Origin of the sequence: Parabacteroides sp. PM6-13, from assembly GCF_029892605.1 — a bacterium.
Lineage (GTDB): Bacteria > Bacteroidota > Bacteroidia > Bacteroidales > Tannerellaceae > QVMG01.
This window is the reverse complement of sequence record NZ_JARXWF010000003.1, coordinates 340,074-351,820: the sequence shown is the minus strand read 5'-3', so window position 1 is coordinate 351,820 and position 11,747 is coordinate 340,074. Positions and strand designations below refer to the sequence as shown.

Genomic DNA, 11,747 nt, shown 5'->3' with positions numbered 1-11,747 from the left:
TATAATTGAAATAATATGGAAATCATCGTATTGGGTACAGGTTGCGCCAAATGTAAAACAACCTATGAGACAGTAAAGAAGGTAATCGAGGGAAACAAGCTGGATATCAATCTCTCCAAGCAGGAAGACATTATGGAAATCATGAAATACAACGTGATGACCTTGCCCGCAATTGTCGTTGACGGCGAAGTGAAGATCAAAGGGCATGTGCCTTCCGAGAATGAGATCTGTAAATTGTTAGGCGTATAACAAACGACAAATGGAAACTAAAAAAGAATTGAGAATCCTATTCTGGATGATCGCTATCTTCGCTATGGTGTTTTTCCTTCCCTTAGGTAGCGAGCGATTGATGACAGCGATTGATGCCACACTCGACCTGTCAAAATGGTATGCACAAGAACACGTTGTAATGTGCCTCCTGCCTGCCTTTTTCATTGCCGGCGTGATAGCCGTCTTTATCAGTCAGGGTGCAGTATTGAAGTATTTCGGAGCCAATGCAAAGAAATGGCTTTCCTATACGGTTGCTGCCGTTTCGGGTGCAATCCTGGCGGTATGTTCCTGTACCATTCTCCCGTTATTTACCAGCATCTATAAGCGTGGAGCAGGATTAGGACCGGCTATTGCGTTCCTCTACTCCGGTCCGGCCATCAGTATCCTATCGATCATCCTTACCTGGCGTATCCTTGGAACGGAGATGGGCGTGGCTCGTATGATCGGCGCGGTTCTCTTTTCGGTTGTTATCGGTCTGATTATGGCATTTATCTACCGCAAAGAGGAAAAGGTAAAAAAGGAAGAGCAGATGAATATCACTGTTCCTCCGGCGAAACGCCCGATGTCGCAAACGATGTTTCACTTCTTTATTTTGGTATTGATACTGGTCTTTGCTAACTGGGGCGCTCCGGCAGTGGATGACACGTCAAGCGTTTGGTATTACCTATTTACTTACAAATGGCATATCACAGGAGTATTGGCTCTTTTATTTGCTTATTCACTTATTGCCATTCTGAAAATCAAATGGCAGTGGGTCATCGCGGGAGTTGTTGTTACGGCCGGTTCGGCAGCATTAGCCAGTCTGTTTATTTCGAACCCGAAACTGGCTCCGCTCGTACCTATGGTGGTCGGTATTGCTTCTTTGTCGCTTATGACGTTATTGGATAAGCATGACCCGGAAAACCGCGAATGGACTCTATCGGCTTGGGGATTTGCCAAACAGATCATGCCGCTCTTAGCTATTGGTGTGGTAACAGCCGGTTTCCTGCTTGGCTCAACCCACGACAATACAGCCATTGCAGGCGTGATACCCAATGAATGGATTGCGTGGGCAGTTGGCGGGAACTCTCTCTTGTCAAACTTCTTCGCCAGTTTCACAGGAGCGTTTATGTACTTTGCCACATTGACCGAAGTGCCGATCATTCAAGGATTGCTTGCCTCCGGCATGGGGAAAGGCCCCGCATTGGCTCTGTTGTTAGCAGGCCCTTCGCTTTCCCTGCCGAATATGCTCGTTATACGGGGAGTGATGGGTACACAAAAGACCATTGTTTATGTAACGTTGGTTATTATTATGGCAACGATCTCTGGTCTTGTTTACGGAACATTTTTTTAAGAATACATGCAATGAAAATATTCTATTTTTCAGGAACTGGGAACTCAAAGATGTTTGATCTCATCACTTCCTTAAAATCTTTTCCATAGCCTTTCCTTTGGCCAGCTCATCGATCAATTTATCCAGGTAGCGAATCTGTTGCATCCGCTTCTCTTCGATCTCCTCTACCCGATAGCCACAGATCATACCGGTGATTTTAGAAGCATTCGGATTGATCTGAGGTGCTTGGGCAAAGAAGGTCTCAAAATCGCTGTTTGCATCGATCTGTTGTTGCAATGCCTGTTCATCATAACCCGTCAGCCAAAAAATAATCTCATCCACTTCCGCCTTGGTACGCCCCTTTTTCTCCGCTTTCTGGATATACATCGGATAGACACGGGCAAAAGACATTTTATACACTTTACTATAATTCGTATCCATACCTATTTTAGCTATTATATGTGATGACTGATAATTGTTCGGCTTATCTATTTATGAAAATCGTCGGTTCTTTACGTGCCGAATAGGATTTGAGGAACATCGATCCAGCCATCTTGTAGGCCACCCCACCGAATTGTCGCGCATGTACCGGACAGACCGTAATGCATCGTGCGCAGGCAATACATTTGTCTTTATCAGTCTTACGGGGCGTTTCCGGAGCAATCGCCTGTGTGGGACAGAGCTTCACACAGGTGCCACATTCAGTACAGTCTTTATTCCCTTTAGGGTGAAGCGGTAGACTACCAGGCACCTTGTAAGGACGGTTGCCTTTAAGGGTAATCTCCGGCAACAGGGCTATATCAGGCGTTGCGGCAAGCAAATCCCGACAGTTTTCAGCAAACTCTTTGATCAATATTAAGTCTTTCTCATCCGGACGATTGAAGCCTATCTTTGGAAAGATCGAATGTTGGGCAATAAATACCCCACCAGCAATCACCTTAAATCCATTCGCTTCGACCACATCGTTCAATTCGAGCAGGGCGTCATCGTAATCACGGTTCCCGTAAACGCATACAATCACAGCCGGAGTATCATGTCCTTTGAACCTGCTAAGCACCGGCAAGGCTATGGCCGGAATACGCCCGGAATAAACCGGCATCCCCACGATCAACAGATCGGAAGAGTCCATCACGATATCCGTTTCAAGAGTCACTCCGGTGATATTATGTTCCTCTTTATGCCCCGGCATCTGCGCCGCAATATGTCGCACTACGCGCCGGGTGGTGTTAGTCGCACTGAAATAGACTGTATGAAGATTTTTTATTTCCATATCTTTCGATTTTCCATTCTTTATTTTTCTACAAACATACCTATAAAAAAACACCTAACAAATGGTACATCACTCTTTTTCACCCCTACTATCAGGTGCTTTCGTAGCCCTGCAAAGTTTTTTCCCCAGGGACTTTTTTATAGACGAAGCGCATCAGCAAGCCTGCCGAAGCGCTTCGGCAATTTTGCTGATGCGCTTCGACAGTTTTGCCCATGCGCTTCAGCAACAAAATTTCGGGAGACAAAAAAAATGATAGTTGCAAAAGAAAATTATATCTCTATCTTTGTCTTACTCAAACACATTATCTACCATGAAGATACACAAATTATTCCTATTTCTGTTTATGGGTTGTCTGTTATACGGATGCAAAGAGAAAAGTAATATGGTTACCATCACCGGCCAGTTGAAAGGGGTGGAAGACAATGCTGTCATCACGTTATATGAATTCCAAGGGAACATGTTCAATCCCTTGGTGAACGACACCGTGATTAATGGGGCATTCACTTTCCTCTTACCCGATTCTATCTTGCAAACCACCCGGGAATTGGCTATTATGAGTAATGCCGCCGGCTTCCCTCCTACCTGGCTAAGCCTGTGGGTATCGCCGGGTGACAAAGTAAAGATCACCGGAGAAGACAAACTGTTGCGCACATGGCAGGTGGCAAGCCGCAACCCGCTACAAAAAGAGCTAAACAGATACAACGATGGCATCAGAGAATATGTACGCGACTCACAAATAGCCATGACAAAAGCGTATGCCTATTTCGATTCCATAGATGTCATGCCCGAACGACGTCAGGAATTCAGAGAAGAAATCAACACGCTGTATGCCCTCAACGACTCCTTGACGATTCTTCAACAGAACGTTGAAATGGCTATGTTAAGCGAACATAAAACCTATAGCGATGTCTGGATGAATAAGCTGAATCAATACGCCCGTCGGCTAAGGTTTGCTACCGTATCGGATGAAGAGAGAGACCTGTTTCAGGCATTATACGACGATATGCCCAATGATCTGAAGGAGAGCGAACTTGGGGAGTCCCTTTATCTCAGCCTGAACCAGCCGAAGGTGGTGGGTATTGGCGATGAGATGGCCGATATGGACATGTGGGATGTGGATGGAAACCTATGCCGTCTGGAGAATTACAAGGGCAAATATATCCTGCTTGATTTCTGGTCGAGTGGTTGCGGTCCGTGTATCATGTCCATTCCGGAGATGAGAGAGATCGCCGAGACCTACAAAGACAAATTAACCATTGTCAGCATCAGTTCAGATACCAAAGAGATCTGGACACAAATATCGAAGGAAAAGAACATCACCTGGACAAACCTCAACGATTTCAAAGGAGATAACGGCATAAAACTCCACTACGGCGTGAGGGGAATACCCAACTACTTCATCATCTCGCCCGAAGGCAAGATCATTGAAAGCTGGATGGGCTATGGCGAAGGGCTTCTGAAAAAGAAGATGCAGGAATTTATTCTGTAAAAAAGTCCAGTCTCACTGTCGCCACAAAAAACCTTATTCTCTTTTCGCCTTTATCCCTCATTTTTCCCTTTTGGAGGGGGGAATTGATATGGGTTCGAATAATTATTTGCATATTAGCGTTGATTATCATGCAATGATGCGATTAACACAATAGAAAAGAGATAAATGCTACATAAAAAAGTGACGGTTTGCGCCTGTGCGTCGCGCTCGTTCATGAACAAGGACAAAGTAGCCGGAATAGCGGCGGTCATGAAACAACAAGGTTATGAGGTGACGGTGGTAGCCGATCTGTGCAAGACGGTGTCAACAGCGCCTGATGAAATGCGAGAGATCGCTTCGGGCGTTATTCTTGCCTGCCATACGCGGGTGATACAATCCCATCTTGATTGGTTAGGGCTGGAAGGGGGTGCTGTTTTCGGCTTACGCAACGGTGATACCGGTGAGGTATTATCGCAGCTTAACCTTTCCACACAAGAAACAACAGACAGGCAGGAGCAAGAGAATATCCTACAAGAGATGAACGCCTTCCCGGTGGAAGAGGGAACAGACGCCTGGTATCCGGTGCTTGACAAAACACGCTGCATTGAATGTGGAAAATGCCATGACTTCTGCCTCTTCGGAGTGTACACCGTGGAGGAGAAACGGGTGAAGGTGGTGAATCCACAAAACTGTAAAAACAACTGTCCCGCTTGTGCCAGGATGTGCCCCAGTAAAGCCATTATATTTCCGAAATACGAGAAGTCGCCTATCAATGGAGGGACGGCGGAAGAAGAGAGCTTCAACCCGGAAGAGATGGACAAAATGTATCGCGAAAGACTACGGATGCGCCTGCAACAACGCCGTGAGAGCGTTTCGCTGACAAAAAAAAGAGTAAACGATGAAAATAAAAGACTATATAGCCACAGCCAAAGCTGCCTTCCGCGTACCGAGAGAGTGTGCGCCGCGCCTGGTATGGAAGTTTATGTACAACTTCGGATGGCAGAGTATGCGTAACATCAGCCGGTTCGAGAAGAGACAGGCGAAGGGCGAGCCTTTTTTCCCGGCTTTTGTGATGATATCCGTGACCGAGAGCTGCAACCTGGCTTGTAGCGGATGCTGGGTGTCGGAAGGAGGCAGAAAGGCACTTACCACACAGCAATTAGATGGTATCATCACCAGCTGTAAGCAAAAAGGTTCTTTCTTCTTCGGTATTTTAGGAGGCGAACCGTTGATGTATAAAGGACTATTGGATGTATTGGAGAAACATCCGGAATGTTATTTCCAGTTATTCACCAACGGCATCCTGTTGACCGAAGAGGTGGCTATGCGGCTGAAACGCATGGGCAATGTAACCCCATTGATCAGCATCGAAGGACTCAAAGAGGAGAGCGATGCCCGCCGGGGACGAAGCGATGTATTTGAACGGACATTGGCCGGTGTACGTGCCTGCCGGAAAGCCAAACTGATCTTCGGAGCCGCCGCCAGTATCTGCAAGAGCAATTATGATGAGCTGGTGAACCGCGCCTATATCGAGCTGATCGCCAAAGAAGGGGCTCATTATCTATGGTATTATCTCTACCGCCCCGTGGGTGCCGACCCCAACCGCGCGAATGCGTTAGACAAAGAGGAGGTATTGGCCTTTCGCCGCTTTATTGTGGAGCAACGCAAAGACGCGCCGCTCTTTATTATCGAGACCTATTGGGATGCCCAAGGCAACGCGCTCTGTCCCGGTGCTACGGGCATGAGCCATCACATATCCCCTTCGGGGGCGCTGGAGTTCTGTCCACCCATCCAGATGGCCAAAGATTATATCAACGAGGATGGATCGAACCTGGCGGAGTTGTTCGAGCATTCCGAGTTTCTGGCTCAGTTCCGCAAGATGACAGCCGAGAGTTCGCGCGGATGCATTTTATTGGAAGATCCGCAGATGATGGTCGATTTCTTAGAGAAACATCACGCAACAGACACAACAAGCCGAGGATCGGTTCTTGAAGAATATAAAAAAATGGCTCCTACGGCCGGACATAACCAGCAGGGACAGGAGATTCCGGAAGAGAATGTGTTCTATAAAATGGTGAAGAAAAAGTATTTCTTTGGCTTTGGTGCTTATGGATAACAAACAGATATATCATGTTCCACAGACCTACGACGAGCGGACACGCTTACGGAGTCTAATCGATGAGTTTGTCAGTGGTCAACGACTAGGTCCTCCGCTTTCGATGAACGATCTATCCAATCTATCCGATCGTTTGATCCATGACGAAGGACTTGACCCGGAGGTGAAAGGCTGGATCATGGTTGAGATAAATAATTGCGTATGGCGGGAGACGGTGGCTGCTATCCCACACGACAAACGTATTCTTTTACTACCAAAATGCCTGAGTAACTCAGCAAAATGCCAGGCTGATGTCGACGAATTCGGACTATTATGCCACCGTTGTAATCATTGTTCCATTCCCAATCTACAAGATAAAGCAGACGAGCTCGGCATGATGAGTCTGGTGGCCGAAGGGTTTACCTCGGTGATCGGACTGATCGAGAATCGGGTCGTCGATACGGTGATCGGGGTCAGTTGCCTCGATTCGTTGGAGAAGGCATTTCCTTTATTGATTAACCATGCGGTTCCCGGACTGGCTATCCCACTAAACAAAACAGGATGTAAGGACACGACCGTAGACTATGCCTATGTCGAAGAGATGATCGGGATGCGGTCGGAGAAGGAGGTCTATCTGTTGGACTACGAGTATCTGAAGTCGACCTTGGATGCCTGGTTCTCCATGGAGAACCTGACTAATCTCCTATCGCCTGCCGATGACCTCACGTCACGGGTTGCCCGGGAATGGATCGGCGGAGAGGGCAAACGCTGGCGGCCTTACCTATTAGCGGCGACCTATATGGCATTGAATGGTCAAAAAGAGATTCCGAAAGAGGTGGAATGGGCCGCTATCGCGGTCGAGTGTTTCCATAAGGCCTCTCTCGTGCATGACGACATACAAGACAATGACTCCACACGCTACGGCAAACAAACGGTGCATGCCCTATATGGAGAAGCCATTGCCATCAACGTGGGGGACCTTTTATTGGGCTATGGCTATCTGTTATTGGCACGCTGTGGAAACATGGCGCTCATCGAGGTGGCCGCCAAGGCGCATGCCGACCTTTGCCGCGGACAAGGGATGGAATTGGAATGGACCGCGACACAGGGGGCGTTGACGGCCGACTTTGTACTGGAGGTATTCCGCCTGAAGACCGTGCCTGCCTTCGACGTATCGTTGGCGATGGGCGTACTCTGCGCCGGAGGCGATCAATCGCTCATCGACAACCTACATGACTACGCGGAGGCTTTGGGCATTGCTTACCAGCTACTCGATGATCTGGAAGACGACGGCATAGCTACCTCCATCGACCATCCCCGCGAACTGGCGAAGCAATATCACCGGCAAGCCCTGGAGACTTTGCACCGAATCCCAAACACGGAACTCCGCCGTTTACTTTTCCGCGTGACTCAACGTATTCTAAAATAGTCCATACCGATGAAGGAGACCCTGTCCATACGATTATTTCAGTCACTTCTAAAGGGCAAAAAGCAATTGTCCCATGAGGCTTTCGAACGGATAAGTCATTTTGTACGGTCACAACGTATGGACAACGGAGCATTCAGGAATAAAAGCGGGCAGCCCGATTTGTATTACACGGTTTTCGGACAGATGCTATCGTATGTCTTGAATATCCCCTCCGATTCCGAAAAGAATAGTCGTTACCTGGAGAGCCTGAATCCGGAGAGGCTGGATTTGATCCATTACGCGGCCTATATGCGCTGCCGTATGATCCGGCAGTTGATAGATCAGGGGAAGATCTCATTATGGATTCATTCGCTTTTCGCCACAGAGATCAAACCGTTAGCGGATTTCAACGGTCTGCCGCATAACGATAGGCAATCGCCTTATACACAGTTTATCTGGTTGTCTTTATTGGAAGACACTGGCAACCGGATCAAAGACCCCAAAGAGATGTTACATTCACTGGAAGCCTATCGAGCCCCTACCGGCGGATATATGAATACGACCGACGGACTGACAGCCACCACCAACGCAACGGCTGCCGCCTTAGCCATCAAAGGGCAACTCGAAGGATACAGGGAAAACCCGGATATAGACTCCCTGCGCAAACGGCAAGCCCCGTCCGGAGGCTTTGCGGCGGCAGAGGCTTCTCCCCTGCCCGACCTCTTGTCTACGGCGACTGCGCTTTTTATATTGAATTGCTACAAGTCGAAACCAAGATATGCAGCTAAAGAGTTTATAGAAGCACATTGGCTTGAGTCGGGCGGTTTCTCGGCGACCCTATTAGAGGATAAGAGTGATGTGGAATATACCTTTTATGGGCTGTTGGCGCTGGGAGCGATAGACGTTTGATAATTGATAATTGATAGTTGATAAATAAAATGAAGAGAGGGCAGATAGATGAAATGATTGGGGTTTTACGCGAGCAGCTATTGGCGAAGCGGATGCCCGGAAAGATCTGGCGAGGAGAGTTGTCGTCGAGCGCTATATCAACATCCGTGTCTGTCTTTGCGCTCCATACTGTAGACAAAGAGAAGTATGCTCCGTATATCCAAAAAGGAAGCGCATGGCTGATCGAAACGATGAAGGAGGATGGATCCTGGGGTGATACCATCGAAAGCCCTTCGAATATGACGGCAACGCTGCTCAGCTATACCACGCTTTGTGCCGTAGGGAAAGCGCCACAGGTGGCCAAAGACTATCTGACTGACCGATTTGGAGGCTATACCGATCAACATATTATCCGGGGAGTATTAGATTATTACGGAACCGACCTGACCTTCTCTGCACCCATCCTGGTGATGTGTGCTTTGGCCGGTATCATCTCAAGCTGGGATAAGATTCCGCAACTGCCTTTTGAGTTGGCGGTGATGCCACAACGGTTTTTCCGCTTCCTGCAACTACCCGTGGTCAGCTATGCTATTCCGGCACTTATTGCCGTGGGTATCCTGCGCCACCGCAAAGGGAAAAAGAATATACTCTCCCCCATCCGCGAATCGTTTATCCCGAAATCACTCAAGGTGCTCGAAAAGCTTCAGCCAGTGAACGGCGGCTTCCTGGAAGCGGCTCCGCTTACCGCCTTTGTGGCGATGTGTATGAGTGGTGCGGGCTATCGCCAACATATAGCGACACAGAAAGGGGTTGGCTTCCTCATCGATACGGTACGCGACGACGGCTCGTGGCCGATCGATACCGACCTGGCCAGTTGGATGACCGCTCTAAGTGTACGTGCCTTGGGCAATGATCTTCCGGAGAAAGAAGAGCTGGCCATGCTGATCCGCCAAAACGCATTTACCCACAAGCATTCGTTCACCGGAGCCAAAGAGGGCGGCTGGGGATGGACCGACCTGCCGGGGGCGGCTCCCGATGCCGACGACACCTCCGGTGCCTTGGTGGCCTTACATATACTGCTCGATGGCGTTTACTGTCCCGAAGTAGGGAAAGGCATCGAATGGCTATTGGATCTGCAAAACAGCGACGGTGGTATGCCTACTTTCTGCAAAGGCTGGGGCAAGTTGCCTTTCGACCGGAGCAGTCCCGATATCTCCGCCCATACGCTCCTGGCTTTTCAGTTGTGGATGGAGAGACTGCCTGCCGACTTGCAGCGGAAGTGCCGGAAGAGTATGTCGCGCCTATTGCGCTGGATGCAGAAGATACAGGCAACAGATGGATCCTGGACACCTCTTTGGTTTGGCGATCAGGATGCCGGAGATGAACGCTCACCGGTATATGCCACAGCTATGACCGTCGAATATCTCTCCGATTGTGATGATCCGATTGCCCGGGAGATGGTGCGTAAAGGCTTAGCCTATCTTCTTGCCACACAAAATGCCGACGGCGGATGGGGAGGTGCCAAAGATGTTCCTTCGAAAGTAACCTTGACCGCCCGTGCCTTGAGTGCGTTGGCATCTTACCCGGAAACGGACAGCGAAGTAATGAAACGGGCTTTCAACTACCTTTACGAGATGTACCAGGCCGGCGAGTTGTTCCGTGCTGAACCGATCGGGCTCTATTTCTCCCGTTTGTGGTACTCGGAAGAGATGTATAACATTACCTTTGTATTGAATGCATTGAAGAAATATAAACTTAATATCTCATGATCATGAAACGAGTTGTTCTTAAGAGTCTTTTATTCATTTTATTGACAAGCTCCATACTGTGCGCACAGGCACAGATCGGTTGGCGAAATGACCATACGGGCGTATACAATGAAAGCGGCTTATTGAAGTCCTGGCCGGCAGAAGGTCCTGAATTGCTTTGGCATTTCGATGGATTAGATCTCGGATTCTCTTCCGTTTCTATAGACGAAGGGAAGTTGTTTGTCACCGGATTTACCGATGCGAAAGGGTTTCTGTATGTATTGGATATGAACGGTAAGCTGTTGAACAAGGTGGAATATGGCACGGAGTTTACCGGCGATAACTTCACGGGCACACGCAGCACGGCAATTCCTCACGAAGGGAAAGTATATGTCGTAAGCGGCATTGCCGAATTGTTTTGTTTCGATATGCAAACCTTGAAACTATTGTGGAAAAAGAATTACGCAGCCGATTATGGCGCTGAAAACACCAAGCATGGATGGAACGGGCCGCCGTTGATCATCGGTGAGAAATTGATCATCGCACCGGGAGGCCCCACACATAATGTCCTGGCATTGCATAAAGCAACCGGTGATATCATCTGGAGTTCCGAAGGCATGAAAGGCATATCAGGATATGGAACGCCAATCTTTCTCGACGACCAGGAGGTGCCGCAGGTGGTCATTATGATGGGCGATCAGATTCTGGGATTAGATGTGACAAATGGCAAAATGCTTTGGTCGTATGATCACACAAACCGCTTCAGCGAACATCCTAATACGCCGGTCTATAGTGACAACAAATTGCTCTTTATGAGCGGCTATGGACAGGGGGCTCTTATGTTGCAACTGACCGATGGCGGGCGGAAGGTATCGCCTGTCTGGGAAATAAAAGAATTGGCACATGGCTTTGGTCACATGATGAAAGTTGGAGATCAGGTTTATGGTTCCGGCAATCGTACACACTGGCATTGTGTAGATTGGGAGACCGGGAAAGTCATGTATTCCGACAACAATATAGCAATAGGTAATATCATTGCGGCCGACGGCCTGTTGTATTGCTATTCCGAAAAGGGAGAGATGGCTTTGGTCAAACCCAATCCGGAGAAATTTGAAATCATCAGCCAGTTTTCCATTACCCTGGGTACCGGACAGCATTGGGCACATCCGGTAATCTACCAAGGTGTTATGTATGTGCGTCACGGAGATACGTTGATGGCGTATAAAATACGTTCGTAGAGGCGCAATGCATTGCGCCTCTACTGGCAAACGCATTGCGCCTCTACATT

11 protein-coding genes are annotated in these 11,747 nt (G+C 48.4%); 9 read left to right on the top strand and 2 right to left on the bottom strand.

Features of this window, described 5'->3' with window-relative positions:
• Positions 1-15: 15 nt before the first annotated feature.
• Both M2134_RS04880 and M2134_RS04875 read left to right on the top strand, forming a co-directional pair.
• Complete coding sequence (locus M2134_RS04880; RefSeq protein ID WP_280749934.1) at positions 16-249, top strand: thioredoxin family protein; 234 nt, start codon at positions 16-18, stop codon at positions 247-249.
• 10 nt (positions 250-259) lie between these two features.
• Positions 260-1,603, top strand: coding sequence for a permease (locus M2134_RS04875; RefSeq protein WP_280749933.1), 1,344 nt, complete (start codon positions 260-262; stop codon positions 1,601-1,603).
• 63 nt (positions 1,604-1,666) lie between these two features.
• Here M2134_RS04875 and M2134_RS04870 read toward each other — a convergent pair whose 3' ends face one another.
• Positions 1,667-2,023: a DUF2200 domain-containing protein gene (locus tag M2134_RS04870; RefSeq protein ID WP_280749932.1), complete on the bottom strand. Its 357-nt coding sequence runs from the start codon at positions 2,021-2,023 to the stop codon at positions 1,667-1,669.
• A gap of 43 nt (positions 2,024-2,066) precedes the next feature.
• Positions 2,067-2,852: a 4Fe-4S binding protein gene (locus M2134_RS04865; RefSeq protein WP_280749931.1), complete on the bottom strand. Its 786-nt coding sequence runs from the start codon at positions 2,850-2,852 to the stop codon at positions 2,067-2,069.
• A gap of 310 nt (positions 2,853-3,162) precedes the next feature.
• Here M2134_RS04865 and M2134_RS04860 point away from each other — a divergent pair, with 310 nt between their 5' ends.
• The 7 genes from M2134_RS04860 to M2134_RS04830 all read left to right on the top strand — a co-directional run bounded on the left by M2134_RS04860 (position 3,163) and on the right by M2134_RS04830 (position 11,697).
• On the top strand, positions 3,163-4,341 hold the full coding sequence (locus tag M2134_RS04860) for a TlpA disulfide reductase family protein (RefSeq protein ID WP_280749930.1): 1,179 nt from the start codon (positions 3,163-3,165) through the stop codon (positions 4,339-4,341).
• 165 nt (positions 4,342-4,506) lie between these two features.
• On the top strand, positions 4,507-5,334 hold the full coding sequence (locus M2134_RS04855) for a ferredoxin family protein (protein WP_280749929.1): 828 nt from the start codon (positions 4,507-4,509) through the stop codon (positions 5,332-5,334).
• On the top strand, positions 5,219-6,436 hold the full coding sequence (locus tag M2134_RS04850) for a radical SAM/SPASM domain-containing protein (protein ID WP_280749928.1): 1,218 nt from the start codon (positions 5,219-5,221) through the stop codon (positions 6,434-6,436). Before M2134_RS04855 ends, M2134_RS04850 begins: the two co-directional genes overlap by 116 nt.
• Positions 6,423-7,844 carry a polyprenyl synthetase family protein gene (locus M2134_RS04845; protein ID WP_280749965.1) on the top strand — a complete coding sequence of 474 codons (1,422 nt, stop codon included), beginning with the start codon at positions 6,423-6,425 and terminating at the stop codon, positions 7,842-7,844. The genes M2134_RS04850 and M2134_RS04845 overlap by 14 nt, the downstream gene beginning before the upstream one ends.
• A 117-nt stretch (positions 7,845-7,961) precedes the next feature.
• Positions 7,962-8,732 (top strand): prenyltransferase/squalene oxidase repeat-containing protein, encoded by a 771-nt coding sequence (locus M2134_RS04840; protein ID WP_280749927.1) that lies wholly within the window; start codon positions 7,962-7,964, stop codon positions 8,730-8,732.
• Positions 8,733-8,761: 29 nt separating this feature from the next.
• Positions 8,762-10,480, top strand: a complete 1,719-nt coding sequence (locus M2134_RS04835) for a prenyltransferase/squalene oxidase repeat-containing protein (protein ID WP_280749926.1) — start codon at positions 8,762-8,764, stop codon at positions 10,478-10,480.
• A gap of 2 nt (positions 10,481-10,482) precedes the next feature.
• A complete protein-coding gene (locus M2134_RS04830; protein ID WP_280749925.1) occupies positions 10,483-11,697 on the top strand; it encodes a PQQ-binding-like beta-propeller repeat protein in 1,215 nt (404 codons plus the stop codon).
• Positions 11,698-11,747: the final 50 nt, after the last annotated feature.

Coding starts and splice junctions, on each gene's coding strand:
- M2134_RS04840 (WP_280749927.1), top strand. CDS start 7,962: ATGGACAACGGAGCATTCAGGAATAAAAGCGGGCAGCCCGATTTGTAT.
- M2134_RS04865 (WP_280749931.1), bottom strand. CDS start 2,852: ATGGAAATAAAAAATCTTCATACAGTCTATTTCAGTGCGACTAACACC.
- M2134_RS04870 (WP_280749932.1), bottom strand. CDS start 2,023: ATGGATACGAATTATAGTAAAGTGTATAAAATGTCTTTTGCCCGTGTC.
- M2134_RS04830 (WP_280749925.1), top strand. CDS start 10,483: ATGAAACGAGTTGTTCTTAAGAGTCTTTTATTCATTTTATTGACAAGC.
- M2134_RS04855 (WP_280749929.1), top strand. CDS start 4,507: ATGCTACATAAAAAAGTGACGGTTTGCGCCTGTGCGTCGCGCTCGTTC.
- M2134_RS04850 (WP_280749928.1), top strand. CDS start 5,219: ATGAAAATAAAAGACTATATAGCCACAGCCAAAGCTGCCTTCCGCGTA.
- M2134_RS04835 (WP_280749926.1), top strand. CDS start 8,762: ATGAAGAGAGGGCAGATAGATGAAATGATTGGGGTTTTACGCGAGCAG.
- M2134_RS04880 (WP_280749934.1), top strand. CDS start 16: ATGGAAATCATCGTATTGGGTACAGGTTGCGCCAAATGTAAAACAACC.
- M2134_RS04860 (WP_280749930.1), top strand. CDS start 3,163: ATGAAGATACACAAATTATTCCTATTTCTGTTTATGGGTTGTCTGTTA.
- M2134_RS04875 (WP_280749933.1), top strand. CDS start 260: ATGGAAACTAAAAAAGAATTGAGAATCCTATTCTGGATGATCGCTATC.